The 25,880-nt window shown below is 72.7% G+C and carries 24 protein-coding genes and 1 pseudogene; 12 read left to right on the forward strand and 13 right to left on the reverse strand.

Annotated features, from left to right (window positions below):
* Window positions 1–7 precede the first annotated feature (7 nt).
* The gene (locus SRB5_RS25225; protein WP_153455704.1) at window positions 8–313 is read right to left on the reverse strand and encodes a hypothetical protein; all 306 of its coding nucleotides are present in this window, start codon (window positions 311–313) and stop codon (window positions 8–10) included.
* Window positions 310–912: a MarR family transcriptional regulator gene (locus SRB5_RS25230; RefSeq protein WP_153455705.1), complete on the reverse strand. Its 603-nt coding sequence runs from the start codon at window positions 910–912 to the stop codon at window positions 310–312. Before SRB5_RS25230 ends, SRB5_RS25225 begins: the two co-directional genes overlap by 4 nt.
* Window positions 913–1,080: 168 nt before the next feature.
* Here SRB5_RS25230 and SRB5_RS25235 point away from each other — a divergent pair, with 168 nt between their 5' ends.
* From SRB5_RS25235 to SRB5_RS25245, 3 genes are all read left to right on the forward strand, one after another.
* Window positions 1,081–2,523 (forward strand): ABC transporter permease, encoded by a 1,443-nt coding sequence (locus tag SRB5_RS25235; RefSeq protein ID WP_153455706.1) that lies wholly within the window; start codon window positions 1,081–1,083, stop codon window positions 2,521–2,523.
* 35 nt (window positions 2,524–2,558) lie between these two features.
* Window positions 2,559–3,242 carry an ABC transporter ATP-binding protein gene (locus SRB5_RS25240; RefSeq protein WP_153455707.1) on the forward strand — a complete coding sequence of 228 codons (684 nt, stop codon included), beginning with the start codon at window positions 2,559–2,561 and terminating at the stop codon, window positions 3,240–3,242.
* A gap of 104 nt (window positions 3,243–3,346) precedes the next feature.
* A complete protein-coding gene (locus SRB5_RS25245; RefSeq protein WP_153455708.1) occupies window positions 3,347–3,769 on the forward strand; it encodes a helix-turn-helix domain-containing protein in 423 nt (140 codons plus the stop codon).
* A 12-nt stretch (window positions 3,770–3,781) separates the two neighbouring features.
* Here SRB5_RS25245 and SRB5_RS25250 read toward each other — a convergent pair whose 3' ends face one another.
* The 5 genes from SRB5_RS25250 to SRB5_RS25270 all read right to left on the reverse strand — a co-directional run bounded on the left by SRB5_RS25250 (window position 3,782) and on the right by SRB5_RS25270 (window position 9,231).
* Window positions 3,782–4,378, reverse strand: a complete 597-nt coding sequence (locus tag SRB5_RS25250) for a ClpP family protease (RefSeq protein ID WP_153455709.1) — start codon at window positions 4,376–4,378, stop codon at window positions 3,782–3,784.
* Between the two features lie 10 nt (window positions 4,379–4,388).
* Entirely contained in the window at window positions 4,389–5,030 is a 642-nt protein-coding gene (locus SRB5_RS25255) for a ClpP family protease (protein ID WP_153455710.1), read from the reverse strand.
* Between the two features lie 114 nt (window positions 5,031–5,144).
* Window positions 5,145–6,395: a L,D-transpeptidase gene (locus SRB5_RS25260; RefSeq protein WP_153455711.1), complete on the reverse strand. Its 1,251-nt coding sequence runs from the start codon at window positions 6,393–6,395 to the stop codon at window positions 5,145–5,147.
* Between the two features lie 145 nt (window positions 6,396–6,540).
* Window positions 6,541–8,088, reverse strand: coding sequence for a histidine ammonia-lyase (gene hutH / locus SRB5_RS25265; RefSeq protein WP_407703976.1), 1,548 nt, complete (start codon window positions 8,086–8,088; stop codon window positions 6,541–6,543).
* Between the two features lie 42 nt (window positions 8,089–8,130).
* Complete coding sequence (locus tag SRB5_RS25270) at window positions 8,131–9,231, reverse strand: GGDEF domain-containing protein (protein ID WP_153455713.1); 1,101 nt, start codon at window positions 9,229–9,231, stop codon at window positions 8,131–8,133.
* Between the two features lie 191 nt (window positions 9,232–9,422).
* On the opposite strand from SRB5_RS25270, the gene SRB5_RS25275 reads away from it, so the two are divergent.
* Complete coding sequence (locus SRB5_RS25275; RefSeq protein ID WP_153455714.1) at window positions 9,423–10,220, forward strand: enoyl-CoA hydratase/isomerase family protein; 798 nt, start codon at window positions 9,423–9,425, stop codon at window positions 10,218–10,220.
* Here SRB5_RS25275 and SRB5_RS25280 read toward each other — a convergent pair whose 3' ends face one another.
* The 3 genes from SRB5_RS25280 to SRB5_RS25290 all read right to left on the reverse strand — a co-directional run bounded on the left by SRB5_RS25280 (window position 10,221) and on the right by SRB5_RS25290 (window position 14,774).
* On the reverse strand, window positions 10,221–11,339 hold the full coding sequence (locus tag SRB5_RS25280; protein WP_407703972.1) for an adenylate/guanylate cyclase domain-containing protein: 1,119 nt from the start codon (window positions 11,337–11,339) through the stop codon (window positions 10,221–10,223).
* Between the two features lie 137 nt (window positions 11,340–11,476).
* Entirely contained in the window at window positions 11,477–12,310 is an 834-nt protein-coding gene (locus SRB5_RS25285) for a biotin--[acetyl-CoA-carboxylase] ligase (protein ID WP_153455715.1), read from the reverse strand.
* Between the two features lie 1,234 nt (window positions 12,311–13,544).
* Complete coding sequence (locus SRB5_RS25290) at window positions 13,545–14,774, reverse strand: hypothetical protein (protein WP_153455716.1); 1,230 nt, start codon at window positions 14,772–14,774, stop codon at window positions 13,545–13,547.
* A 272-nt stretch (window positions 14,775–15,046) separates the two neighbouring features.
* On the opposite strand from SRB5_RS25290, the gene SRB5_RS25295 reads away from it, so the two are divergent.
* From SRB5_RS25295 to SRB5_RS25305, 4 genes are all read left to right on the forward strand, one after another.
* Window positions 15,047–16,651, forward strand: coding sequence for an acyl-CoA carboxylase subunit beta (locus SRB5_RS25295; RefSeq protein WP_153455717.1), 1,605 nt, complete (start codon window positions 15,047–15,049; stop codon window positions 16,649–16,651).
* Window positions 16,652–16,683: 32 nt separating this feature from the next.
* Complete coding sequence (locus SRB5_RS25300) at window positions 16,684–16,890, forward strand: acyl-CoA carboxylase subunit epsilon (protein WP_407703977.1); 207 nt, start codon at window positions 16,684–16,686, stop codon at window positions 16,888–16,890.
* A gap of 70 nt (window positions 16,891–16,960) precedes the next feature.
* Window positions 16,961–17,095, forward strand: a complete 135-nt coding sequence (mmpB, locus tag SRB5_RS37220; protein WP_267132611.1) for a morphogenic membrane protein MmpB — start codon at window positions 16,961–16,963, stop codon at window positions 17,093–17,095.
* A gap of 35 nt (window positions 17,096–17,130) precedes the next feature.
* The gene (locus SRB5_RS25305) at window positions 17,131–17,730 is read left to right on the forward strand and encodes a Maf family protein (RefSeq protein WP_153455719.1); all 600 of its coding nucleotides are present in this window, start codon (window positions 17,131–17,133) and stop codon (window positions 17,728–17,730) included.
* 7 nt (window positions 17,731–17,737) lie between these two features.
* Here SRB5_RS25305 and SRB5_RS25310 read toward each other — a convergent pair whose 3' ends face one another.
* Window positions 17,738–18,199 carry a hypothetical protein gene (locus SRB5_RS25310; protein WP_323378433.1) on the reverse strand — a complete coding sequence of 154 codons (462 nt, stop codon included), beginning with the start codon at window positions 18,197–18,199 and terminating at the stop codon, window positions 17,738–17,740.
* 352 nt (window positions 18,200–18,551) lie between these two features.
* Between SRB5_RS25310 and SRB5_RS25315 the strand changes: the two genes are divergently transcribed.
* Entirely contained in the window at window positions 18,552–20,306 is a 1,755-nt protein-coding gene (locus tag SRB5_RS25315; RefSeq protein WP_323378434.1) for an acetyl/propionyl/methylcrotonyl-CoA carboxylase subunit alpha, read from the forward strand.
* A gap of 75 nt (window positions 20,307–20,381) precedes the next feature.
* Here SRB5_RS25315 and SRB5_RS25320 read toward each other — a convergent pair whose 3' ends face one another.
* Window positions 20,382–21,278 (reverse strand): DeoR/GlpR family DNA-binding transcription regulator, encoded by an 897-nt coding sequence (locus tag SRB5_RS25320; RefSeq protein ID WP_407703975.1) that lies wholly within the window; start codon window positions 21,276–21,278, stop codon window positions 20,382–20,384.
* Window positions 21,279–21,445: 167 nt separating this feature from the next.
* Window positions 21,446–22,894, reverse strand: a complete 1,449-nt coding sequence (locus SRB5_RS25325; protein WP_153455720.1) for an NAD(P)H-quinone dehydrogenase — start codon at window positions 22,892–22,894, stop codon at window positions 21,446–21,448.
* Window positions 22,895–23,009: 115 nt separating this feature from the next.
* On the opposite strand from SRB5_RS25325, the gene SRB5_RS25330 reads away from it, so the two are divergent.
* The 3 genes and pseudogenes from SRB5_RS25330 to SRB5_RS25340 form a co-directional block, all read left to right on the forward strand.
* Window positions 23,010–23,819, forward strand: coding sequence for a purine-nucleoside phosphorylase (locus SRB5_RS25330; RefSeq protein WP_323378436.1), 810 nt, complete (start codon window positions 23,010–23,012; stop codon window positions 23,817–23,819).
* A 48-nt stretch (window positions 23,820–23,867) separates the two neighbouring features.
* Window positions 23,868–25,577, forward strand: a complete 1,710-nt coding sequence (locus SRB5_RS25335; protein ID WP_323378437.1) for a phospho-sugar mutase — start codon at window positions 23,868–23,870, stop codon at window positions 25,575–25,577.
* A 174-nt stretch (window positions 25,578–25,751) separates the two neighbouring features.
* A pseudogene (locus tag SRB5_RS25340) lies at window positions 25,752–25,880 on the forward strand (aquaporin family protein); the annotation flags it as partial.

Below are 25,880 nucleotides of genomic sequence, written 5' to 3' on the forward strand. Positions count from 1 at the left end.
TAGGGGCTCATACGGCGCCGAGCGGTGGATCGAGCTGTGCGCTGACGGCGTCGAGAACTGCGATGTGACCTCCACGGCTTGTCGGACGCAGACCTTGATTCTCCAGGACAGCGACCAGCGCCTTGCGGGCTGCGTCGTACAGCAGTTGGTAGGCCCCGATGGCGTCGATGGCCGTAATCGCTTCGGCAGCGGCCAGATGGTTGCGGGACTGCTCGAGCAGATTGTCGGCCTGTATGCGGCTCGCCGGCAGACGTTCGAGTTCGCCACGCGTGAGCATGCCGTCCAGCATCGCCCGTCCCTGCTGCCACTTCATACGTTTCTCCCGTGCTCGTGCTGCGCCTCCAGGCGCACCATGGGTCGCTCGCGTACCGACGTGAGGAAGGGGTCGTCGCCGGGGGCGAGCCAGCGTTCCGGGGACACCCGGTGAACATTCACCTCACGTCCCAGCACCCGTTCCGCCGCACGCGCGGCCTCGTACAGTTCGTCCGCGTCGGGCCCCCCGACGACCAGGACATCCACATCGTTCGGAACCCCACCGCGCCGGCCCGAGTACCGAGCCGCCCAGGAACCGTAGATGTACGCCTCCTCTATCCCGTCGACCTCTGCCAGCAGACCGCCGAGAACGACGATCGGCCCGTAGGTGAGAGCAAGCAGCTCCGTGAGGGCAGGTGCCAGGCGCCCCTCGGTATCGGCACGCAGCAGCCTCAGCGTCCCCCGCCGTCGCTCCAGAACCAATCCACCCTCGATGAGGCGGGATGCCTCCCTGCTCGCCGTGGCCGAGGAGACGCCGAAGCGCCCGGCCAGTTCCGTCAGCGACGCCTCCTCCCCCGGGTGGAGATAGAGCCAGGCCAGCAGCTCCCCCTGGAAGGAACTGCGCAGTATGGGCAGCAGCGCCGGAGCTGGAGTCTTCATAAAGCGAAGAATACCTTGCAGGAAATGCAATGTCCTGCGCTCACTCGATCGGGGGATGGAACGGGACTGCGCCCGGCGGACAGCCGCTGCCGTGCGGGCGGGGTTTCTCATCCCCCTCTCACCCCCGCCTAAGGATTACGTCAAAGAACCGGGCCTAGCTTCCCCGGCATGTTCTTCACCTATTTGCGGCGTGAGTTGCGCCGGCGCAGGAAAGCGGCCGTCGTGGTCGCGTTGGGGTTGGCGCTCGGGATCGGGCTGGTCATCACCGTGGCGTCCGTGTCCACCGGGATGCGGGACGCTCAGGACGAGGTGCTGCATTCCCTGTACGGGGTGGGCACCGATCTCACCGTCACCAAGGAGAAGGCCGAGGCCGAGGAAGGCGGGGCCAAGCCGCAGCGGTTCAGTATCGGGGGTGGGGCCGATGGTGAGGACACCAAGCGGACCGACGACAATCTGATGCCGCTCGGCGGATTCGAGAACCTCGACGACAGCGTCGTCGACCAGGTGCGGCAGCAGGACGGCGTCGCCGCCGCCGTCGGGGCGCTGGCGCTCACCGACATGCAGTTCAAGGGCGAGTTCAAGCCCGGGGAGATCAAGCAGGACCAGCCGGAGCCCGGGGAGAAGCCCAAGGAGCGGCGGATGTTCGTCGGGGGCGGCGGCGCGGACGTCGACGTCGACTCCTTCACCGTGACCGGCGTCGACGTCACCGAGTCCGGCGTCGGGCCGCTGTCGTCGTCGAAGATCAGCGGCGGGAGCGGGTTCACGGCCTCCGACACCAACGCGCTGAAGGCCGTCGTCGACAGCGCGTACGCCAAGGACAAGGACCTCCAGGTCGGGGACACCGTCACCATCAAGGGCAAGAAGTTCGAGGTCAGCGGGATCGCCACCGCCGACACCGGGGCCTCCGTCTCCAACGTCTACATCCCGCTGAAGCGCGCCCAGGACCTCGCCGACGTCGACATGAAGGGGAAGGTCTCCACGGTCTACGTCAAGGCCGACAGCTCCGACGACATCGGCGCCGTGAAGAGCGCGATCGACAAGAACGTCGACGGCGCCACCGTCACCTCCTCCGCCGACCTCGCCGAGCAGGTCTCCGGGAATCTGTCCACCGCCTCCGACCTGGCCAACAACATCGGCAAGTGGCTCTCGATCGCGGTGCTGATCGCCGCGTTCCTCGTCGCCGGGCTGCTGACGATGTCCGCCGTGTCGCGGCGGGTGCGCGAGTTCGGCACGCTGAAGGCCGTCGGCTGGCGCAGCGGCCGGGTCGTACGGCAGGTCATGGGCGAGGCCTTCGTCAACGGCATCATCGGCGGCGCGCTCGGCATCGCCCTCGGCGTCGGCGGCGCGTGGCTGGTGTCCACCGTCGCCCCGACCCTCACCGCCACCACCGGCGGCGAGCAGGGCGGGCCCGGCGGCGGGCCGGGCCCCATCGGCAAGGCGCTGCGGTCCGCGAACGAGAGCGTCGAGATCGCCCTCCACGCCCCCGTCACCCTCGACGTGATCGTGCTGGCCGTGGTCCTCGCCGCCGCCGGCGGCATCATCGCCGGCTGCTTCGGCGGCTGGCGCGCGGCGCGCCTGCGCCCGGCGGACGCGCTGCGGCGCGTCGAGTGACCCCCGCCCCCACCCGAACCCAGGAGCACCCGGCCATGTACAGACTGAGCGGCGTCAGCAAACGCTACCGGCGCGGCAAGCAGACCATCGACGCCCTCGACGGCATCGACCTCACCATCGACCAGGGCGACAAGCTCGTCGTCCAGGGGCCCACCGGCGGCGGCAAGTCGACGCTGCTGCAGATGCTCGGCGGCCTCGACAAACCCACCGCGGGATCCGTCGAGCTCGACGGCACGGATCTGGCGAAGCTGTCGGAGGCGCGGCTGACGAAGGTCCGCGCGAGCACCATCGGGTTCGTGTTCCAGTCGTGGAACCTGATCCCCACCCTCAACGCCCGGGAGAACGTGGAGGCCGCGCTGGTCCCCCTCGGCGTACGGGCGAAGGAGCGGCGGCGGCGCGCGGCCGGGGCACTGGAGTCCGTGGGGCTCGGCGAGCGGCTGACGCATCTGCCGAGCGAGCTGTCCGGCGGCCAGCAGCAGCGCGTCGCGATCGCCCGCGCCATCGTCAAGGAACCCAAGGTGCTGCTCGCGGACGAGCCCACCGGGAACCTCGACGAGGACATGCGGGACGAGATCATGGCCGTCCTGGAGTCGCTGTGGCGCGAACGGGGGCTGACGTTCGTGATGGTCACGCACGACAGCTCCATCGCCCGCAAGGCACCCCGGCTGGCGGTGATCCGCAAGGGACACATCAAGGTCAGCGAGAACACGCGGGCCTGACGGCGGCGGTACGGGCGGGACTCGCGTGACCCGCCGATTTCGCCTTCGGCAGAGCGCCCGGCCGACCACCCCCCGGCCGGGCGCCCGGCGCCTACGCTGAGCGGATGGCCTCCGAAGCGCACAAGCCCGCCGCCCGCGTCATCCCCCTGCGCCCGCTCGCCCCGCGTGAACCCCACGACCCCCGCGAGCCCAGCGCCCCGGCACCCGCCCCGAGGGAGCCCCTGTGGCGCGACCTCGTCGGCGACGTGCTGCGCCGGGAGCGGCTGACGCAGGGGCGGACGCTGAAGGACGTGGCGGAGGACGCCCGGATCTCCATGCCGTACCTCTCCGAGCTGGAGCGGGGCCGCAAGGAGGCCTCCTCGGAGGTCCTGGCCGCCGCCGCCCGCGCCCTCGGCCTGGGGCTGGCGGACGTACTGGCGCGGGCGCACGGCGAGCTGGTCCGGCTCACGACGACGGTGGCGCCGGCCCGTGCGGTGCCCGGTCGCCGGCCGGGCGGCGGGCCGGGCGCGATGTGCCTGGCGGCCTGAGCGCCCCGGAGGTCACATCGGCCGCCGGCTGAGCACCGCGTCCGCGAGCCCGTACGCCACCGCCTCCTCTGCGGTGAACACCTTGTCGCGGTCCATGTCCGCCCGCAGCGAGGCCAGATCGTGCCCGGTGTGCTCGGACAGCACCTCCTCCACCTGGCTGCGGATCCGCAGCAACTCCTTGGCCTGCAGCGTCAGATCGGAGACCGTCCCCCGGCTGCCCCCGCTCGCCGGCTGCCCGAGCAGCACCCGGGCGTGCGAGAGGACCGCGCGCCGGCCCTTGTCGCCCCCGGCGAGGAGGACGGCGGCGGTGGACGCGGCCTGGCCGACGCAGAGGGTGGAGATGGGGGCGGTGACGTAGCTCATCGTGTCGTAGATGGCCATGAGCGAGGTGAAGGAGCCGCCGGGCGAGTTGATGTAGAAGGAGATCTCCCGGTCGGGGTTCTCCGACTCCAGGTGCAGCAGCTGGGCGATGACGACGTTGGCGACGCCGTCGTCGATCTCCGTGCCGAGGAAGATGATCCGCTCGGACAGCAGCCGGCTGTAGATGTCGTACGCGCGCTCGCCGTGCGCGGTGCGCTCGACGACGGTCGGGATCGTGTACTGGCTCATCGCGGTGTCCTCACAGTCCCATCCGGCGCCGCGGACCGGCCGGGCGCACGTCCTCGAGGGAGTCGACGACGCGGTCGACCATCCCGTACTCCCGTGCCTGCTCGGCGGTGAACCAGCGGTCGCGGTCGCCGTCGCGGGAGATGGTCTCCTCGGTCTGGCCGGTGTGGTGGGCGGTGATGCGCTCGATGGACTTCTTGGTGAACTCGAGGTTCTCCGCCTGGATCTCGATGTCGGCGGCGGTGCCGCCGATGCCGGCGCTGGGCTGGTGCATCATGATCCGCGCGTTGGGCAGCGCGTAGCGCTTGCCGGCGGTGCCGACGGTGAGCAGGAACTGGCCCATGCTGGCGGCGAATCCCATGGCGAGGGTGGAGACGTCGTTGGGGATGAGCCGCATGGTGTCGTAGATCGCGAGACCGTCGGTCACCGAGCCGCCGGGGCTGTTGATGACGAGGCTGATGTCGGTCTTCGGGTCCTCGGCGGACAGCAGGAGCAGCTGGGAGCAGACCCGGTTCGCGGAGATCTGGTCGACCTGGGTGCCCAGGATGATGATCCGCTGGAGCAGCAGCTGGGCGGCGAGGTGGTCGTCGAAGCGGTTGCTGGGGGTGTCGCCCTCCTCGGCGCGTGGCGCGAGGGACGGGTCCCGGACGGGCATGGGGCCTCCAAAGGATCGGGCGCGGCCCGCGTCGGACCGCGCCCTTTCACCTTCGGCCGGTGCGCCCGGCCCCGGAAGGGATCTCTGCCTCCGGCAGATCTGCCCTCGGCAGAGTTACGACAGCGCGCTGCCCGCCGTCCACTGCGCCCAGTCCATGTTCCAGCCGCTCAGCCCGTTGTCGGCGGTGATCGTCTTGTCCGGGGAGTTCTTGACGACGATCTGGTCGCCGATCAGGGAGTTCGCGTAGAACCAGGCGCCGTCGGTCTCCGGGTCGTCCGCGCCCTGGGCGTCGGCGAGGCCGATGCAGCCGTGGCTGACGTTGACCTTGCCGAAGGTCGACGCCGGGGTGCTCCAGTAGTTGCCGTGGACGAAGGTGCCGGAGCGGGACAGACGCATGGCGTGGGGGACGTCCGGGATGTCGTACTCGCTGGCGCCCTTCTTGTCCTTGAAGCCGACGGTGGAGCCGTCCATGCGGGTCTCGCGGTACTTCTCGGAGATCGTCATGGTGCCGTTGTACGTGGGGTTGTCGGCGGAACCGGCGGAGATCGGCAGGGTCTTGATCACCTTGCCGTCGCGGGTGACCGTCATCTTCTTGGCGGCGATGTCGACGGTGGAGACCTGCGAGCGGCCGACGGTGTACGAGACCTCGCGGTCCTGCACGCCGTACACACCGGTGGAGGCCTGGACGCCCTCGAGGTCCAGGTACAGCGTGACGGTGGTGCCGGGCGCGAACTCGTGCTGCGGGCGCAGGTCCAGGCGGTTGTCGCCGAACCAGTGGCCGACGACCGGCTGGCCGCTGCTCGCGTTGACGGTGATCTTCGATTCGACGGCGGCCTTGTTCTCGACCGGCTTGTCGAACTGGATCGAGGGGTACATGCCGGCGCCGACGGTCTTGCCCTCGATGTTGGGCTGGAAGTGGCCGAGGAAGCTGTGCGCGGCGGACACGGTGGTGAAGTGCGAGTTCGACGTGGCCAGGCGGCCGCGGCCGTCCTTCGCCTTCGCGGTCAGCTTGTAGTCGGTGCCGCGCTTCAGGGTGGTGGACGGGGCCCAGGAGGTGCCGTCGGGGGATATCGTCCCGGCGATCTTCGGGCCGCCGGTGGCGGCCGTGAGGGTCACCTCGGTGAGCGTGCCGTGCGTGACGGTGACGCGGGTGTCGCGGTTGATGCCGACGTTGCGCGCGCCATCGCGCGGGGTGATCGTGATCTGCGCGTCCGGCGCGTCGCCGACGTCCGCCGTCACCCGCGTCGGGGAGTGGTCGGTGGCCGCCTGGCTGATCCCGCCGCAGGCGGCGGTGAGGAGCAGCGTTCCACTCGCGACCACGGTCACGGCGATCAGGTGCTTGCGTCGTACGGCGTGCGCGCTCAAAGGATCTCCGAACTTCGACGGATGGCTCGTGCGTAAAAACGCCCCTTTCGACGCTACCTGCTCCAGACGCCCGGAAAATGTGCGATATGCCACGGAACGGGGGCGGCCCTCACGGTGAGAGCCGCCCCCGTCACGGTGCGCGGAACTACAGCAGCGGACCGACCGCCGTCTCGGCCGCCGTCACCAGCGCCCCGGTGCGTACGAAGCCGTCCGCCGCCGCCAGGTCCGGCGCCAGGAAGCGGTCCTCCCCCGGCCCGCGGACGCCCGCGGCCCGTACCGCGGCCAGGACCGCGGCGGTCGCCGGGGCGGGGGTGAGGCCGTGGCGGAGCTCGAGGGCGCGGGTGGCCGCGTACAGCTCGATCGCGACGACGCGGGTGAGGTTGTCGACGGCGGTACGGAGCTTGCGCGCGGCGGACCAGCCCATGGAGACGTGGTCCTCCTGCATGGCGGAGCTCGGGATGGAGTCCACGGAGGCCGGGACGGCCAGGCGCTTCATGTCCGAGACCAGCGCGGCCTGCGTGTACTGGGCGATCATCAGGCCGGAGTCCACGCCGGGGTCGCCGGCGAGGAAGGCGGGCAGGCCGTGGGAGCGGTTCTTGTCCAGCAGCCGGTCGGTGCGGCGCTCCGCGATGGACGCCAGGTCGGCGGCGGCGATGGCGAGGAAGTCCAGGACGTACGCGACGGGGGCCCCGTGGAAGTTCCCGTTGGACTCCACCCGCCCGTCGGGCAGCACGACGGGATTGTCGACGGCCGCCGCCAGCTCCCGCTCGGCGACCAGCAGGGCGTGCGCGAGGGTGTCGCGCCCGGCGCCGGCGACCTGCGGGGCGCAGCGCACGGAGTACGCGTCCTGCACCCGCGGCGCGTCGTCCTGGTGGTGCCCCGTGAGCCCGGAGCCCTCCAGCACCCGCAGCATGTTGGCGGCCGAGGCGGCCTGCCCCGGGTGCGGGCGGATGGCGTGCAGCTCGGGCTCCAGCACCTTGGCGCTGCCCAGCAGCGCCTCCAGGGTCAGGGCGGCGGTGATGTCGGCGGCGGTGAACAGCCGCCCGAGGTCGGCGCAGGCCAGGACGAGCATGCCGAGCATGCCGTCGGTCCCGTTGAGCAGCGCCAGCCCCTCCTTCTCCCGCAGCTCGACGGGCTTCAGCCCCGCCTCCGTGAGCAGCTCCCCGGCCGGGCGGATCACCCCGTCGGGACCCTCCGCGTCGCCCTCGCCCATCAGCGCCAGCGCGCAGTGGGAGAGCGGCGCGAGGTCGCCGGAGCAGCCCAGGGAGCCGTACTCGTGCACCACGGGCACGATGCCGGCGTTGAGCAGCGCGGCCATGGCCTCGGCGACCTCGGGGCGGACACCCGTACGGCCGGAGGCGACGGTCTTCAGCCGCAGGAACTGGAGCGCCCGGACCACCTCGCGCTCCACCCGCGGGCCCATGCCGGCGGCGTGCGAGCGGACGATGTTGCGCTGCAGCTGGGCGCGCAGGTCGGGGCCGATGTGGCGGACGGCGAGGGCGCCGAAGCCGGTGGAGACGCCGTACACCGGCTCGGGGCGGGCGGCGAGGTCGGCGACGACGCGGCGGCCGGCGGCCAGGGCCTCGAGGGCGTCGGGGGACAGTTCCACGCGCGCGTTGTCGCGGGCGACGGCGATGACGTCGGCGGCGGTCACACCACTGGTGCCCACGACGACGGGGGCAGGGTTCTGCATATCCATATTCAGGAACCTTAGAGAGTGAATCGATGCCTGTCATCAGGCGGGGTCGTCATCGGGCGGCTCGTTGACCCGCCCCCGGAAGCGCCGCCGCTCGCGCTGCCCGCCCTCGTCCCGGTCCACGAGCCGCACCACGGCCTCGTCCCGCCCGGCGACCACGGGCTTGACCGCGTGCGCCGCCTTCGCCCGGTACTGGGCGGCGTCCGCGAGCCGGAACAGCCGCCGCCCGGTGCGCACCGGCCCGATCGGGTCGCCGGTGGAGGCGATGCCGCAGCTCACGCCGTGTCCGAGGTCCAGCTCCGCGGCGCGTACGGAGAGCTCCTCGACGGCCCGTACGAACTCGTCGGCGGTGGGCCCGACGGCCAGCAGACAGAACTCGTCACCGCCGAGGCGCGCCGCCAGCGCGCCGGGAAGGTTCGCCCCGTACAACGAGAGCAGCGAGCCGAAGCGCTCCAGGAGCTTGTCGCCGCTGGCGTGGCCCATGGAGTCGTTGACCTGCTTGAGGCCGTTCAGGTCGCAGACGGCGAGGCTGACGATGGTCCCCCGCGCCCGGTGCTCGCGCAGCGCCTCCTCCAGCCGCAGATCGACGGCGCGGCGGTTGGCCAGGCCCGTCAGGGGGTCGGTGAAGGCGAGGCGGCGGGCCTCCTCCAGCCGCTCGTTCTGCGCCACGCCGGCGGCGACGACGCAGGCCAGGGCGGTGGCGTACGCGGCGTCGCCGGCGCCGAAGACAGGGGCGCCGGCGGGGCGGGCGACGTACAGCTCGCCCCAGGCGCGGTCGTGCACGACGATCGGCGCCACGACGCAGCAGCCCCGCCGCCGCCGGCGCAGGGCGGCGCCGCGGGCCAGGGGATCCTCGGCGACGGCGATCCAGGCGGGGTGGGCGCGGCGGTGCTCGCCACCCAGGAACTCGGCGATCTCGGGGTAGTCGTGCACGGGGTACGACTCGTCCTCCGGAAACTCCTCCTCCCCCGGCGCCAGCTCCCCGGAGTTCACCAGCACCCGCAGCCGCCCCCGCTCGCGCTCCCAGACGGACACGGCCGCGAAGCTCCCGCCCAGGGCACGCCGCGCCCCCTCGGCCGCCGCCCGCACAGTCCCCCGCGGACCGTTCGCGGCGGCCATCGCCTGGGCCATCTCGGCCATGCGGCAAAGCCGCGCATCCGGTTGCACGGGTTCCAGCGTAGGGAGGTATGCAGGGGTTTGCCCTGAGCAGGGGCGCGTGTGGCATGGGCCGACCGGCCCTATTCCGTCCCGGGCCGGGCTGGTCAAGCCCGCCCCGGGGCGTTACGTTAGCGGGCGTTAACACGAAGGAACGTACAGGCGGAGGCGCCCCCATGACCGATGAGGTCCGTTACGGCGAGTTCGTGGCCGTCGTCCGGCACGGATACGTCGCCGAGCTGCGGCTCGACCGGCCCAAGGCGATGAACGCGGTGTCCCTGGAGCTGGCCCGCGGGGTCGCCGCCGCGACCTTTGCCCTCGCGGCGGACGCGGACGTCCGCGCGGTGGTGCTGACGTCGTCCGCCGAGCGGGCGTTCTGCGTCGGCGCGGACCTCAAGGAACGCAACGCCATGAGCGACGACGACATGCGCCGCCAGCGCCCCACCAGCCGCGCCTGCTACACGGGCGTGCTGGAGCTGCCGATGCCCGCCATCGCCGCCGTGCACGGCTTCGCCCTCGGCGGGGGGTACGAGATCGCCCTGTCGTGCGACGTGATCGTCGCGGACTCCACGGCGGTCGTCGGCCTGCCGGAGGTCACCGTCGGCGTCATCCCCGGCGGCGGCGGTACGCAGCTGCTCCCGCGCCGGGTGGGCGCGGCCCGCGCCGCGGAGCTCGTCTTCACCGGACGCCGGGTCGAGGCGGCGGAGGCCCGGGAGCTGGGTCTGGTCGACGACCTCGTACCGGCGGGCGAGGCCCGGACGGCGGCGCTGGCGCTGGGCGCGCGGATCGCGGGGAACTCCCCCGTGGGCGTACGGGCGGCCAAGCGCGCGATGCGCCTGGGGTACGGGAAGGACCTCCCGGCCGGGCTGGACCTGGAGGACGCGGCGTGGCGCACCACGGCGTTCTCGGGCGACCGGGCGGAGGGGGTGCGGGCGTTCAACGAGAAACGCAAGCCTTCCTGGCCCGGTGTGTGACTAGGACTCCGACCGGCGGGACAGCATCCACGGGGACACGACCCCGAGGCCGCGGACCGGGCGCTGCCACATCGGCTGGAGGCCGAAGCGGTACGCCGGGGGCTCGCGGCCCTCGTCCTGCGCGGCCTTCGCGGCGAGCGTCGCCTCCGCCTCCGAGGCGGGGGCGTCGCCCTCGCGGATCAGCTCCTCCGCGAAGTCGCCGTCCACCAGCACGGCGTCCTTCGGCGCTATCGACGTCAGCCGCGACGCCAGATTCACCGTCGTACCGAAGACGTCGCCCATCCGCGTCGTCACCGTGCCGAACGCGATGCCGACGCGCAGCTCCGGCATCGTCTCGTCGTTCGCCAGGGTCTCGATGAGCCGCAGCCCGATCTCCGCCGCCGTACCGACGTCCTCCGCGGCGAAGAGCACCTCGTCGCCGAGCGTCTTGATCAGCCGCCCTCCGTACGCGGCGACCAGATCGGCGGCCGTCGTCTCGAACGCCTCGACCAGCTCGCCGAGTTCCTCCTCCTCCAGCCGCCGCGTCAGCCGCGTGAAGCCGACGAGGTCGGCGAAGCCGACGGCCCAGCGCCGGTCGACCATCTCGGTGTCCTCGGCGGCGGAGATGACCCGCCCCGTCGCGGCGGCCAGCTGACGGCGCCAGACGTAGACCAGGAACTCCTCCAGCTCCGGCAGCAGCAGCTCGACCAGCGGATACGTCATGTCCATCCGCGTCATGCCCGGCTCCTGGGGCTCGGTGAGGCCCTCCAGGAAGGAGTCGATCTGCCAGTCCGCGAGCCGCGCGGTCGTCTGCCCCGTGGACCGCGCCACCTGCACGGCCATGGACTCGCTGAGCAGCCCCGCCTCGACCAGACCGGCCAGGCGCCGCAGCGCCAGCACATCCGCCTCGGTGAGCACCTTCGCCTGCCCGATGTCGGCGAAGCCCATCGCACGCCAGAACCTCGAGGCCAGATCCATCGAGACGCCCGCCGAACGGGCCGCCTGGAACGGCGTGTAGCGGCGCTCCGAGCCCAGGATCAGCTGCTCGAGCCGGAGCGCGTCCTGTCCCTCTTCGCTGTCCTCCGGCGAGGACTCGTCCGGGGCCCCGGGCACGCCGGAGACCTGGTCGTCGACGCTCACCGCCCCACCCCTGTCCGTTCGCCGCGCACTGCCCTTCCGTCCCTCTGTCTCGCCTGGTCCGGTCCCACGATACGGGAAGTGTGGGCCAGCTCACTTCGGTCGGGCCGGTACTTTTCGGCGTGCGCCCCATCATGCCTTTATCGCAGGTGAACGATGTCCCCCGCGCCCACCGGCCGCTGTACGCCGGCCTCGGTCGCCAGCACCAGCCGCCCGTCGCCGTCGACCGCGACGGCCTCCCCGGAGAGGGTGGCGCCACCGGGGAGTTCGGCGCGGACCGTACGCCCGAGGGTGGCGCAGCCGGCGGCGTACGCCTGGAGCAGCCCGCAGGCCGCCGCGTCGCCGCGGGCGGCGCGCCAGTCGCCGTACCACTGCTCCAGGGAGCGCAGCACGGCACGCAGCAGGGGGTCGCGGTCGGTGCCTCTCGCGCCGGCGAGGGCGAGGGAGCCGGCGGTGGGGACGGGGAGTTCGTCCTTGCGGAGGGTCACGTTGAGGCCCATGCCGAGGACGACGGCGCCGTCGCCGGCGCGCTCGGCGAGGATGCCGCCGGCCTTGCGCTCCTCGCCGCCGACGTCGACGAGGAGGTCGTTGGGCCACTTCAGCGAGGTGTCGACGCCGGCCGTCCGCGCGACGGCGGTGGCGGCGGCGACTCCCGCCAGCAGCGGCAGCCAGCCCCACCTCTCCCCGGGGACGTCCTCCCCGGGACGCAACAGCACGGAGAAGAAGAGCCCGGACCGCGCGGGCGCCGTCCAGCTCCGCTCGAGCCGCCCCCGGCCGGCGCGCTGCTCCTCGGCGACGCGGACGAGGCCCTCCGGTTCCCCGGCGGCCCGCGCCACGAGGTCCGCGTTGGTGGACCCGGTGACGTCGACGACCTCGACGCCGGTCCACAACCCCCCGTCCCGCACGAGCGCCTTACGCAGGGCGCCGGCGTCCAGGGGCGGGCGGTCGAGGTCGGACCATCGGTTACGGGTCATGGGGTCCAGCGTAGGCCTCCGTCGCGCGGCGGCGTGTGCCGGTCTTCGGCCTCCGTCGCGCGGCGGTGTGGGTCGGTCTTCGGCCTCCGTCGCGCGGCGGTGTGCCTCGGTCTTCGGCCTCCGTCGCGCGGCGGTGTGCCTCGGTCTTCGTCTTCCGTTTGCGTCGGCTGTCGCGCATCCGGCCTTCGGCCGGAGGCCTCAAGCGCCGGCCGGGCTATTCGGCGCCTCTCCGGCCGTCCGGCCGGGCTTTTCGGCGCTGCGCGCCTCGCCCTCAAACGCCGGGCGGGCTGGATAGGGGGTCTCTCTCCGCTGTCGGCTCACTGCCGGGCGCGAGTGCACCTCGCCTTCGGATGTGGTGCGCCGCAGTCCCGCCGGGGGTCGGGGCCGCCCGACACACCTACGCGCGTACTGCCGCGTCGTGCTCGCGTTGGGAGCGTTTCCCGTACGCGCGCAGGCGTGTCGAACGTCCCCTTACTTTCGTCGGCGGCCACCGGATTGTCCCTGGTCACCGCCACCCCTAGCCCGCCAACCGTGGGGAACTCCCCCGGAGCACAGGCCCTCGAACGGTCACCCCCGCAGTCACCGGCCCGGCGGCGCGAAGCGCCGACGCCTCACTCCACATCCGAAGCCGCGCCAGCGGCTTCCCTCACTCCGCATCACGAGGCGCGCAGCGCCGAGCCTCCCCCAAGGCGCGCAGCGCCGCCCCTCACTGCGAGGCGCGCAGCGCCCCGCCCCCCGCTCCCTGCCCCAAGGCGCGCAGCGCCGCAGAACCACTCCACATCCACCCCGCCCCCGGCCCACCACCGACCACGCCCACCCCGACACCGCCCACCCCGCCGCCGGCTACGCCAGCCCCGTCACCCAGAAACGGGCGGCATGTGGGTGGGAGACAGCCCCGCGCCGCAGGCGCGGGGAGCCGGCGGCCGACGCCGCGAAAATCCCCCGCAAGCAGACGACCCCCCGCACAAGGCCAACCTCCCGCCGGCTACGGCGACAATGTCACCCAGAAACGGGCGGTGTGTGGGTGGGAGACAGCCCCGCGCCGCAGGCGCGGGGAGCCGGCGGCCCACGCCCCCAAAATCCCCCGCAAGCAGACCACCCCCCACACAAGGCCAACCCCCCGCCGGCCACGGCAACAACGCCGCCCCGAAACAGGCAGCCGCGGATGGGCAACCCACCCGCCCCGCAGGCGCGGGAAGCCAGCAGCACCGGAGCCGCACCGACCCCACCAGGCTCACCCCAGCAGCGAGGTCCCCTCAACCGCCTCCAGCCACCGCACCAGAACGCACAGGTCCGCAACCTCCTCCGCCCGCAGATCCCCCACGCCCCGCAGGGGCCCGTCCGGCACATACGGCGTCCCGTCGACCCGCGGCACCACAACCGCGTCGCCCGGCGCCCGGGCATGCAATCGGACCACGCCGGTCGGAGCCGGGACCGGACCCGGATGCGCCCACCGCCACGGCAGCGGACGTGTCCGCAGGACGAGCGTCTCCACCGGCAGCTCACCCGAACCGGCGTCCGCCGGATAAAGCAGCATCACCGGCTCCCGCCCCGGCACGATCACGTACCGCCGCTCGGCCACCGTCGGCGAGCGCGCCGCCCGGGTCAGGGCGAAGGACCGGCGGGACACGGCGACGGGTTCGAGGAGCAGGAAACCGACGGGCACGGTGAAAAGAATCGTCGGCCCGGCCAGTTCCGTCCTCGGCCAGTACACCGTCGCCCACCAGACCCCCACGGCGAGCGCGACGGTGCACGCCAGCGACGGCAGCGGCACCCGCCACACCCGCGTCCACCACAGCCCCGCCTTCCCCGGATCCCGCCGGACGGCGACGGCGAACCGCGCCTCCGCCGCGGCGACCGCCCCCGTCCGCGCGTACGTCAGGACCGCGAGGTCACCCTCCGGCGCCACCACCGGCTCGGGCGCCCTCAGGCCCGCCCACCAGCGGGCGAAGTGGTTCGCCCGGACCGTGTCCCGCTCCGACCCGACCGGCCCCGCCCACGCGACCCCGCCCCCCGGCGCCGCGATCACGCCACCGGTTCCGCCCGGATGCGGCCGCCACCGCACGACCGCCCGCGTGTACGGCGCGACCCGCACGGGGCCGAGCACGACCACCCGCGGCATCACGGCATGCACCCGCCCGCCGCGCTCCTGCACGACCACGGCCCCGTTGCCCCCCTGCACCGTGGCGGCCCCGCACACCTGCCACGGACCGGCCCGCAGCGCCGCACGCACCCGGCGGTACCGCACCGTGAGCACGACCGCCCCGGTGACCCCCCAGAAACCTCCCATCAGGAGCACCCCCCTGAGCGCCGCCGGCCAGGCACCGTGCCCCGGGCGCACCAGCCACCACCCGGCGGCCACCAGCACCAGCCCGGCCACCAGCACCCCGAGCGCCTGCCGACGGCATCGCCGCCCCAGCCGTACGTCCTCGTCCCCCACCGCCGCCTCCCCCGCGTCGGACACCGCCCCCGCACCGAGTATCGGCGGCCCCGCGCCCCCGGAACAGCCCGAGGACCGGGCAACAACCGCACCCCCGGCCTGCCCGGATCCGGCAGCACGCACCCGCGATCACGCACTGAACCCAAGCCCGGGGGCGTCCCCCCGAAGAAGCACAGCACCCCCCGGTGTGGCCAACGCCGCACGGCCGACGGGCCACCGCGCGGCTACGCTACGTATGAACCTACGTATGAGTAGCACCGGGCCCAGACGAGCGACGAAGCAGGAGCCGCACCGCCATGCCAGAGCCGCAGGACGCCAACGACGCCGTCGACATCAGGACGACGGCCGGGAAGCTCGCCGACCTCCGGCGGCGGATCGACGAGGCGACCCACGCCGGGTCCGCCAGGGCGGTGGAGAAGCAGCACGCCAAGGGCAAGCTGACCGCCCGTGAGCGGGTCGATCTGCTGCTGGACGAGGGCTCGTTCACCGAGCTCGACGAGTTCGCCCGGCACCGGTCGACGAACTTCGGCATCGAGAAGAACCGCCCGTACGGCGACGGAGTCGTCACCGGCTACGGCACGGTGGACGGCCGGCCCGTGGTCGTCTACTCGCAGGACTTCACCGTCTTCGGCGGATCCCTCGGCGAGGTCTACGGCGAGAAGATCGTCAAGGCGATGGACTTCGCCATGAAGACCGGCTGCCCGATCATCGGTATCAACGACGGCGGCGGCGCCCGGATCCAGGAGGGCGTGGTCGCGCTCGGCCTGTTCGCGGAGATCTTCCGCCGCAACGTGCACGCCTCCGGCGTGGTCCCGCAGATCTCCGTGATCGTCGGCCCGTGCGCCGGCGGCGCGGTGTACTCCCCGGCGATCACCGACTTCACGATCATGGTCGACCAGACCTCGCACATGTTCATCACCGGCCCCGACGTGATCAAGACCGTCACCGGCGAGGACGTCGGCATGGAGGAGCTCGGCGGCGCCCGTACGCACAACACGGTCTCCGGCGTCGCCCACCACATGGCCGGCGACGAGAAGGACGCGTTCGAGTACGTCAAGGCGCTGCTCTCGTACCTCCCGTCGAACAACCTCACCGAGGCCCCGGCCTACCCGGAGGAGACGGACCTCGAGGTCTCGGACACCGACCGCGAGCTCGACACCCTGATCCCGGACTCCGCGAACCAGCCGTACGACATCCACACGGTCATCGAGCACGTGCTGGACGACGCGGAGTTCCTGGAAACCCAGTCGCTGTTCGCGCCGAACATCGTCACCGGCTTCGGCCGCGTCGAGGGCCACCCGGTGGGCGTCGTCGCCAACCAGCCGATGCAGTTCGCCGGCTGCCTCGACATCAACGCCAGCGAGAAGGCCAGCCGCTTCGTCCGCACCTGCGACGCGTTCAACGTCCCCGTGCTGACGTTCGTCGACGTCCCGGGCTTCCTCCCGGGCACCGACCAGGAATACGACGGCATCATCCGCCGCGGCGCCAAGCTGATCTACGCGTACGCCGAGGCCACCGTCCCGCTGATCACGGTGATCACGCGCAAGGCGTTCGGCGGCGCGTACGACGTGATGGGCTCCAAGCACCTGGGCGCCGACCTCAACCTGGCCTGGCCCACCGCCCAGATCGCCGTGATGGGCGCGCAGGGCGCGGTCAACATCCTGCACCGCCGCACGCTGGCCGCGATCGAGGACCCGGGTGAGCAGGACGCCAGGCGGCAGGAGCTGATCGCGGACTACGAGGACACGCTGCTGAATCCGTACGCCGCCGCCGAGCGCGGTTACGTCGACGCGGTGATCATGCCTTCGGACACCCGCCGGCAGATCGTGAAGGGGCTGCGGGTGCTGCGCAACAAGCGGGAGTCCCTGCCGCCCAAGAAGCACGGCAACATCCCGCTCTGACCACCCGAGGAAGGCGACCGACGATGACCGACATGTTCCGGGTCGTACGGGGCAACCCGACCCCCGAGGAGCTGGCCGCCGCCCTGGCGGTGGTCCGGCTCCGCGCGTCCGCCGCCGCCGGTGACGACGCGGCGGACGCGCGGGCCACGGACGAGTGGGCGGTGGCCCGCCGGCTGCGGGGCCGTACGCTGCCGGCCCCGGGTCCCTCGTCCTGGCGGACGACGTACTGGCCCTCCTGAGCCCGCCCGCGGGCGACTTGAGTACGCGTACTCAGGCGCCGTCCGAGGGGCCGGGACCACCATCGTCAGCATGCTGTGGTCAGACCCCTCGGACGAGCCCCCCAAGGAACTCCGCGACGCGCAGAACATGCTGCGGCGCGCGAGCCATGTCCTGGCCGCCGCCACCATCGTGGTGCTGGTGGTGGCGGTCCTGGGCCTGCTCTGAACCGGGCCGGGGCCCAGCCCCTACGCTAGGGCCCCATGAGCCACCGCAAGCTGATCCTCGCCTCCGCCTCCCCCGCCCGGCTGGAGCTCCTCAAGCACGCCGGTTTCGACCCGCACGTCCTGGTGAGCGGGGTCGACGAGGACGCCCTGACCGCCCCGACCCCCGGTGAGCTGGCGCGGGTGCTGGCCGAGGCGAAGGCCGCGGCGGTGGCCGCGCGGCCGGAGGCGGCCGGGGCGCTGGTGATCGGCTGCGACTCGGTGCTGGAGCTGGACGGCGAGGCGCTGGGCAAGCCGGCCGGCGCGGAGGAGGCCACCGCGCGCTGGAAGGCGATGCGGGGCCGCTCGGGCGTGCTGCAGACGGGGCACTGCCTCATCGACGCCGCGGACGGCCGCCGCACCTCGGCGACGGCGTCCACGACGGTACGGTTCGGCGAGCCCACGGACGCCGAGATCGCCGCGTACGTCGCCACCGGTGAACCGATCCATGTGGCGGGCGCGTTCACCCTGGACGGCCGCGCGGCGCCGTTCGTCGACGGCATCGACGGCGACCACGGCAACGTGATCGGCCTGTCGCTGCCGCTGTTCGGCCGGCTGCTGGGGACGCTCGGGCTGTCGGTGACGGACCTCTGGGTCTAGGGGGTCGCTAGGGGGTCGCCGGAGCAGGTCCCTCGACCGGCTCCACGGGCTCCGCCGGCTCCGCGGGCGGCTCACCCGGCCGCCCGTACGCGATCACGCTGAACACCACCAGCGCCAGCACGGCCATCATCACGGCGAACAGATCCCACCCGACGAGCCCCGCCATCACGGCCCCGAGCACCCCGTGCACCACGGCCACGGCGATCAGCACACCCCGTACGAAACCGCCCGGCGCCCGGTCCAGCACCGCCATCCGCAGCGCGAGCACACCCACCGCCACCAGCACCAGCCCGAAGAACAGCCCGCCGCCGCGCAGGCTGTTGGCCAGCATCGACGTGTCGAGCCCGGCCAGGGACATGTGCTGGCGGTCGAGGAAGTCCGCCATCACCCACTGCACCCCGGCGACACCGACGCCCTCGAGCACCAGCACCACGCCGGCCACACCCGCAACGGCCCGCCTGATCCCCACCTGAACCCCCTGTTACCCGGGTATCTCCCTGACCAGCACGCTACTAATGGGTAATCCGTACGGCAAGGGTCGCGGGCCCGCGAAGTCACCCGGCAAAGTTTCCAGTCCGGGTTAGTAGGGGTTCCACAAAAGACACCCCCTGGCAGAACGTTGCTGCAGGCGAGACCTTGACCACACGCACCGTCCGCGCACCAGGCCCCGAGTCACGGCGTACCCTTGGCAATCCCGGGGTTCGGGACCATCGATCGCGGCCCGGTTCACCCTCCGTGTGGGCAAGCTCACGCCCCAGCCCGCCTCGGCGCGGTGTGTCCCTACTACCTAAAATCACGGATGTTCCAAGGAGGGAGCCAACGTGCGCAAGGTGCTCATCGCCAACCGTGGCGAAATCGCTGTCCGGGTCGCCCGGGCCTGCCGTGACGCCGGGATCGCGAGCGTGGCCGTCTACGCCGATCCGGACCGGGACGCGCTGCATGTCCGCGCGGCCGACGAGGCGTTCGCGCTGGGCGGTGACACCCCGGCCACCAGCTATCTGGACATGGCCAAGGTCCTGAAGGCGGCGGCCGACTCGGGTGCGGACGCCGTCCACCCCGGGTACGGCTTCCTGTCGGAGAACGCCGAGTTCGCCCAGGCGGTCCTCGACGCGGGTCTGACCTGGATCGGCCCGCCCCCGCAGGCGATCCGCGACCTCGGCGACAAGGTCGCCGCCCGGCACATCGCCCAGCGCGCCGGAGCGCCGCTGGTCGCCGGTACGCCGGACCCGGTGGCGGGCGCCGACGAGGTGGTGGCCTTCGCGAAGGAGCACGGCCTGCCGATCGCCATCAAGGCGGCGTTCGGCGGCGGCGGGCGCGGTCTGAAGGTCGCCCGCACGCTCGAGGAGGTGCCGGAGCTCTACGAGTCGGCGGTGCGCGAGGCGGTGGCCGCGTTCGGCCGCGGCGAGTGCTTCGTCGAGCGGTATCTGGACAAGCCGCGCCATGTGGAGACCCAGTGCCTGGCGGACTCGCACGGCAACGTGGTCGTGGTCTCCACCCGTGACTGCTCGCTGCAGCGCCGCCACCAGAAGCTGGTGGAGGAGGCGCCGGCGCCGTTCCTGAGCGAGGCGCAGAACGCCGAGCTGTACGCGGCGTCCAAGGCCATCCTGAAGGAGGCCGGGTACGTCGGCGCGGGCACGGTGGAGTTCCTGGTCGGCACGGACGGCACGATTTCCTTCCTCGAGGTCAACACCCGGCTCCAGGTGGAGCACCCAGTGACCGAGGAGGTCACGGGGATCGACCTGGTGCGCGAGATGTTCCGTATCGCCGACGGCGAGGCCCTGGGTTACGACGACCCGGCCGTGCGGGGTCACTCCTTCGAGTTCCGTATCAACGGCGAGGACCCGGGCCGCAACTTCCTCCCGGCCCCCGGCACGGTGACGAAGTTCGCCCCGCCGACCGGTCCGGGCGTCCGGCTGGACGCGGGCGTCGAGTCGGGTTCGGTGATCGGCCCGGCGTGGGACTCGCTGCTGGCCAAGCTGATCGTCACCGGCGCCACGCGGGAGCAGGCGCTGCAGCGCGCCGCCCGGGCGCTGGCGGAGTTCGAGGTGGAGGGCATGGCGACGGCCGTCCCGTTCCACCGCGCGGTGGTCGCCGACCCGGCGTTCACCAGCGACCCGTTCACGGTCCACACGCGGTGGATCGAGACGGAGTTCGTCAACGAGATCAAGGCCTTCGCCGGTACGGGCGCGGACGCCGACGAGGACGAGGCGGGCCGCGAGACGGTGGTCGTCGAGGTCGGCGGCAAGCGGCTGGAGGTCTCCCTCCCGGCGGGCCTGGGCATGCAGATGGCCCGTACGGCCGCGGCGGGCGGCGCCCGGCCGAAGCGCAAGGCGGTGAAGAAGGCCGGCTCCGCGATCTCCGGCGACACCCTGGCGTCGCCGATGCAGGGCACGGTCGTCAAGGTCGCCGTCGAGGAGGGCGCGCGGGTCGAGGAGGGTGACCTGGTCATCGTCCTGGAGGCGATGAAGATGGAGCAGCCCCTCAACGCGCACAAGGCCGGCACGGTCAAGGGCCTGAATGTCGCGGTGGGCGCGGCGCTCACGTCGGGCGCGACGATCTGCGAGATCAAGGACTGAGTACGGTACGACTCGGCCCCGGCGCTCCTCGGAGCACCGGGGCCGAGTCATGTCCACGGGACGTGGGAGTACCGGTCACCGTCTCCGCGGCGCCAGGTCCGCCACCGCCGCCGCACGCAACTGCGTCGTCGGACCCGTGCCGTTCGCCGGCCGGCCGCGGCGCTGGCCGGGCAGGGAGACCTCCCGGGCCAGCCGCGCCGGCCGGGGAGGCTCACTCACGGCCGCTCCCGTCCCCGCCACGGAGAGCTGCACGCCCTGGTCCGCCAGCGCCTGCAGCTCGGTCGCGGCACGCTCCTCGGACGGCGGCGGCTCGTCCGTGACCAGCCGGGTGATGACGTCGGTCGGCACCGTCTGGAACATGGTGTCCGTACCGAGCTTGGTGTGGTCGGCGAGGACGACGACCTCCGACGCCGCCTGCACCAGCGCCCGGTCGACGCTCGCGGAGAGCATGTTGGACGTGGAGAGCCCGCGCTCGGCCGTCAGACCGCTCCCGGACAGGAAAGCCCGCGACACCCGCAGCCCCTGGAGGGACTGCTCCGCGCCGCTGCCGACCAGCGCGTAGTTGGAGCCGCGCAGCGTGCCGCCGGTCATCACCACCTCGACGCGGTTGGCGTGGGCCAGGGCCTGCGCCACGAGCAGGGAGTTGGTGACGACCGTGAGGCCCGGGACGCGGGCCAGCCGGCGGGCGAGCTCCTGCGTCGTGGTCCCGGCGCCCACGACGACGGCGTCGCCCTCCTCCACGAAACCGGCCGCGAGATCGGCGATGGCCGTCTTCTCCGCGGTCGCTAGATGGGACTTTTGCGGGAAGCCGGACTCCCTGGTGAAGCCGCCCGGCAGAACCGCACCGCCGTGCCGGCGGTCGAGGAGTCCTTCGGCCTCCAGCGCCCGTACGTCACGACGCACGGTCACTTCGGAGGTCTGGACCACGCGGGCAAGCTCGCGGAGCGATACGGCCCCATTGGCTCGCACCATTTCGAGGATCAACTGACGACGTTCTGCAGCGAACACGAAACTGACAGTAACGCGGACGACCGGCTTTGTTCAGCAGTTTCCGCCGATTAACGAAAGCTGTCCGCGCAGCTCACTCGAAGATGGTATACGCGAGGGCCCTGTTGTTCGGAAAAGTGTGCGCCCGGGGTTCAGGCCTCCGAGTCGGCCTTGCGTCCGTGCAGTTGGCGGGCCACCTCGGCGATCGAGCCCGACAAAGACGGGTAGACCGTAAAGGCATTTGCGATCTGTTCGACGGTGAGATTGTTGTCGACGGCGATCGAGATCGGGTGGATCAGTTCACTCGCCCGTGGAGCGACGACCACGCCGCCGACGACGATTCCGGTCCCGGGCCGGCAGAACAGCTTCACGAAACCGTCCCGGATGCCCTGCATCTTGGCGCGCGGGTTGCGCAGCAGCGGGAGCTTCATCACCAGGGCCTCGATCCGGCCCTCGTCGACGTCCGCCTGCTGGTAACCCACCGTGGCGATCTCGGGGTCCGTGAAGACGTTCCCGGAGACGGCCTTCAGGTTGAGCGGGGCCACCGCGTCGCCCAGGAAGTGGTACATCGCGATCCGGCCCTGCATCGCGGCGACGGACGCGAGGGCGAAGACGCCCGTCACGTCACCGGCCGCGTAGATGCCGGGCGCCGACGTACGGGACACCCGGTCCGTCACGATGTGACCGGATTCCGTCAGTCGGACGCCGGCCTCCTCCAGCCCCATACCGGTGGTGTTGGGGATGGCGCCGACCGCCATCAGACAGTGCGAGCCGGTGATGGTGCGGCCGTCGGCGAGGGTGACCTCGACCCGGTCGCCGGCCCGCTTGGCGGAGGCGGCGCGGGAGCGGGCCATCACGTTCATGCCGCGGCGGCGGAAGACGTCCTCCAGCACGGCGGCGGCGTCCGGGTCCTCACCGGGAAGCACCCGGTCGCGGCTGGAGACGAGGGTGACCTTGGAGCCCAGCGCCTGGTACGCGCCGGCGAACTCGGCGCCGGTCACACCGGAGCCGACCACGATGAGCTCCTCGGGCGTCTCCTCCAGGTCGTACACCTGCTTCCAGTTCAGGATCCGCTCGCCGTCGGGCAGCGCGTCCGCCAGCTCGCGCGGCGTACCGCCGGTGGCGACGAGCACCGCGTCGGCGGTCAGCTCCCGGCTGGTGCCGTCCGCGGCGGTGACCGTGACCTTGCGCGAGCCGTCGGGGCCCTGGGTGGCGCCGACGCTGCCGCGCCCGCGCATCACCTTGGCGCCGGCGCGGGTCACGGAGGCGGTGATGTCGTGCGACTGGGCGAGCGCCAGGCGCTTGACGCGGCGGTTGACCTTGCCCAGGTCGACGCCCACCACCCGGGCGGCCTGCTCTATGTGCGGCGTGTCGTCGGCGACGATGATGCCGAGCTCCTCGTGCGAGGAGTCGAAGCCCGTCATGACCTCGGCCGTGGCGATGAGGGTCTTGGACGGCACGCAGTCGGTCAGCACCGACGCCCCGCCCAGCCCGTCGCAGTCGACGACGGTCACCTCCGCGCCGAGCTGCGCGGCCACCAGCGCCGCTTCGTATCCGCCGGGTCCGCCACCGATGATCACGATCCGAGTCACGTACTCCATTCTCGCGCACCCGCGGTGCGGCCTCCGCCCGGGGGGCGCCGTATGGGTCCAGGCTGGAGGTCACCCGATCGCCCCCGGGGACACAACGGGGCTCTACGCGCGTAGGATCGTCGTCGTGAACGCATCAGTTTCCTCGGACCCCCAGGGCGCGGCCAAGGCCGCAGCCGAAGCGCTGCGCCGCCTGACCGGCGCCGAGACCCACGACGTCGCGCTCGTCATGGGCTCCGGCTGGGTGCCGGCGGCCGACGCCCTCGGCAGCGCGGAGGCGGAGTTCCCCGTCACCGAGCTCCCCGGCTTCCCGCCACCGGCCGTCGAGGGGCACGCGGGCACGATCCGCTCGTATCTCGTCGGCGACAAGCGGGCGCTGGTCTTCCTCGGGCGTACGCACTACTACGAGTCGCGTGACGTGGCCGCGGTGGCGCACGGGGTGCGGACCGCGACGGCGGCGGGCTGCAAGACGATCGTCCTCACCAACGGGTGCGGCGGGCTGCGGAGCGGGATGCGGCCGGGGCAGCCGGTGCTGATCAGCGACCACATCAATCTGACGGCCACCTCGCCGATCGTCGGCGCGAACTTCGTGGACCTCACCGACCTGTACTCGCCGCGGCTGCGCGCGCTGTGCAAGGAGGTCGACGGATCGCTGGAGGAGGGCGTGTACGTCCAGTTCCCCGGCCCGCACTACGAGACCCCCGCGGAGATCGAGATGATCCGGCGGCTCGGCGCGGACCTGGTGGGCATGTCGACGACGCTCGAGGCCATCGCCGCCCGCGAGGCCGGGGCGGAGGTGCTGGGCATCTCGCTCGTGACGAACCTGGCGGCGGGCATGACGGGTGAGCCGCTGAACCACGAGGAGGTCCTGCGGGCGGGACACGAGTCGGCGGCGCGGATGGGCGCGCTGCTGGCGGACGTACTGCCGCGGCTGTAACGGTCACGGCCCGAGTCGTACGCGATCACCACCGGAAAGGACGTCCCCGTGGGACACGACGACCTCCAGGAGCGGGCCGCGGCATGGCTCGCCGAGGACCCCGACCCCGACACCCGGGCTGAGCTGCACAAGCTGATCGACGCCGGGGACACGGACGCGCTCGCGGAGCGGTTCGCCGGGATACTGCAGTTCGGGACCGCCGGACTGCGCGGTGAACTGGGCGCCGGCCCGATGCGGATGAACCGCGCCGTGGTCATCCGCGCGGCGGCGGGGCTGGCCGCGTACCTCAAGGCGGAGGGACACGCCGGAGGGCTCGTCGTCGTCGGCTACGACGCCCGCCACAAGTCCGCCGACTTCGCCCGCGACACGGCCGCCGTGATGACGGGCGCCGGCCTGCGCGCGGCGCTGCTCCCCCGCCCGCTGCCCACGCCGGTGCTGGCGTTCGCGATCCGCCGTCTGGGCGCGGTGGCCGGGGTCACGGTGACCGCCAGCCACAACCCGCCGCAGGACAACGGCTACAAGGTCTATCTCGGCGACGGCTCGCAGATCGTGCCCCCGGCGGACGCCCGGATCGCGGCGGAGATCGACGCGGTGACGTCGCTGGAGCAGGTCACGCTCGCGCCGTCCGGCTGGGACGTCCTGGGCGAGGACGTGATCGACGCGTACGTGACCCGCGCCGCCTCCGTCGTCGCTCCCGGCGGCCCGCGTGATCTGCGGGTCGTGCACACGGCGCTGCACGGCGTCGGCTGGGAGACGCTGCGTTCGTCGTTCGTACGGGCGGGCTTCCCGGAGCCGGTGCCGGTCGCGGAACAGGCGGAGCCGGACGCGGACTTCCCCACGGTGTCGTTCCCCAACCCCGAGGAGCCGGGGGCGATGGACCTGGCGTTCGCCACGGCGGCCGCGGCCTCCCCCGCGCCCGACCTGATCATCGCCAGCGACCCCGACGCGGACCGCTGCGCGGTGGCCGTTCCCCTGGCCGCCGGCGGCTGGCGGATGCTGCGGGGCGACGAGGTGGGGGCGCTGCTGGCGACGCATCTGGTGCACAGGCGGGCGGAGGGGACGTTCGCCACGTCGATCGTGTCGTCGTCGCTGCTGGGGCGGATCGCGGCGGCGGCGGGTCTGCCGTACGAGGAGACGCTGACGGGCTTCAAGTGGCTCGCCCGGGTCCCGGGCCTGCGCTTCGGCTACGAGGAGGCGCTGGGCTACTGCGTCGACCCCGCGGGGGTCCGCGACAAGGACGGCATCACGGCGGCGCTGCTGGTCGCGGAACTCGCGGCGGAGCTTCGGGCGTCCGGCCGGACGGTGGGGGATCTCCTGGACGACATCGCGGTGTCGTACGGGCTCCACGCCACGGACCAGCTGTCCGTACGGGTGGACGACCTGTCCCTGATCGCCGCGGCGATGGACCGCCTCCGGTCTTCGCCTCCCTCATCCCTGGCGGGGCTGCCGGTGACGTCCGCGGAGGACCTCTCGGTGGGCTCCCCGTCGCTGCCGCCGACGGACGGCCTCCGGTACCGCCTCGGCGGCGACCCCTCGCGGGGGATCTCGGGGGCGCGGGTGATCGTCCGCCCGTCCGGGACGGAGCCGAAGCTGAAGTGCTACCTGGAGGTCGTGGCGCCGGTGTCCTCGGCGGACGGCCTTCGGGGGGCCCGGGCTGTGGCGGCGGAGGTCATCGCGGGACTCAAGTCGGACGTGGGGGCGGCGGCGGGCCTCCCGGCGGAGCCGGTGGGGGCCGCTCCGGGGTGTCCGGCCCCCTGAGGCGGGGGCGGCTGGCTGGTGGGGGGTGAGTTCTGGGGGGTTCTGGGTGGGGGTCGGGGGTTCGGCGTCGGTCGCCGGCTCCCGGCGGGGGTGGGTTGCCGGGTGCGTGTGGCGGCGTGGGCCGCCGGCTGCCCGCGCCTGCGGGGCGGGCGGGTTGCCGATCCGCGGCCGCCTGTCACCGCGCTCGTCGTGGTCTCCATCGGCTTCTCGCTGGGCGGCCCCACGGGATACGCCATCAACCCGGCCCGCGACCTGGGCCCCCGGATCGCCCACTCCCTCCTGCCGATGCCGAACAAGGGCGGC

It is taken from the genome of Streptomyces smaragdinus (assembly GCF_009604385.1).
In the GTDB taxonomy this organism is placed as follows: Bacteria; Actinomycetota; Actinomycetes; order Streptomycetales; family Streptomycetaceae; genus Streptomyces; species Streptomyces smaragdinus.

Excerpts from the sequence above, each read along its gene's own strand:
- SRB5_RS25225 (WP_153455704.1), bottom strand. The coding sequence starts at position 313 with ATGAAGTGGCAGCAGGGACGGGCGATGCTGGACGGCATGCTCACGCGT.
- SRB5_RS25230 (WP_153455705.1), bottom strand. The coding sequence starts at position 912 with ATGAAGACTCCAGCTCCGGCGCTGCTGCCCATACTGCGCAGTTCCTTC.
- SRB5_RS25235 (WP_153455706.1), top strand. The coding sequence starts at position 1,081 with ATGTTCTTCACCTATTTGCGGCGTGAGTTGCGCCGGCGCAGGAAAGCG.
- SRB5_RS25240 (WP_153455707.1), top strand. The coding sequence starts at position 2,559 with ATGTACAGACTGAGCGGCGTCAGCAAACGCTACCGGCGCGGCAAGCAG.
- SRB5_RS25245 (WP_153455708.1), top strand. The coding sequence starts at position 3,347 with ATGGCCTCCGAAGCGCACAAGCCCGCCGCCCGCGTCATCCCCCTGCGC.
- SRB5_RS25250 (WP_153455709.1), bottom strand. The coding sequence starts at position 4,378 with ATGAGCCAGTACACGATCCCGACCGTCGTCGAGCGCACCGCGCACGGC.
- SRB5_RS25255 (WP_153455710.1), bottom strand. The coding sequence starts at position 5,030 with ATGCCCGTCCGGGACCCGTCCCTCGCGCCACGCGCCGAGGAGGGCGAC.
- hutH (WP_407703976.1), bottom strand. The coding sequence starts at position 8,088 with ATGCAGAACCCTGCCCCCGTCGTCGTGGGCACCAGTGGTGTGACCGCC.
- SRB5_RS25270 (WP_153455713.1), bottom strand. The coding sequence starts at position 9,231 with ATGGCCGAGATGGCCCAGGCGATGGCCGCCGCGAACGGTCCGCGGGGG.
- SRB5_RS25275 (WP_153455714.1), top strand. The coding sequence starts at position 9,423 with ATGACCGATGAGGTCCGTTACGGCGAGTTCGTGGCCGTCGTCCGGCAC.
- SRB5_RS25285 (WP_153455715.1), bottom strand. The coding sequence starts at position 12,310 with ATGACCCGTAACCGATGGTCCGACCTCGACCGCCCGCCCCTGGACGCC.
- SRB5_RS25295 (WP_153455717.1), top strand. The coding sequence starts at position 15,047 with ATGCCAGAGCCGCAGGACGCCAACGACGCCGTCGACATCAGGACGACG.
- SRB5_RS25300 (WP_407703977.1), top strand. The coding sequence starts at position 16,684 with ATGTTCCGGGTCGTACGGGGCAACCCGACCCCCGAGGAGCTGGCCGCC.
- mmpB (WP_267132611.1), top strand. The coding sequence starts at position 16,961 with ATGCTGTGGTCAGACCCCTCGGACGAGCCCCCCAAGGAACTCCGCGAC.
- SRB5_RS25305 (WP_153455719.1), top strand. The coding sequence starts at position 17,131 with ATGAGCCACCGCAAGCTGATCCTCGCCTCCGCCTCCCCCGCCCGGCTG.
- SRB5_RS25320 (WP_407703975.1), bottom strand. The coding sequence starts at position 21,278 with ATGGTGCGAGCCAATGGGGCCGTATCGCTCCGCGAGCTTGCCCGCGTG.
- SRB5_RS25325 (WP_153455720.1), bottom strand. The coding sequence starts at position 22,894 with ATGGAGTACGTGACTCGGATCGTGATCATCGGTGGCGGACCCGGCGGA.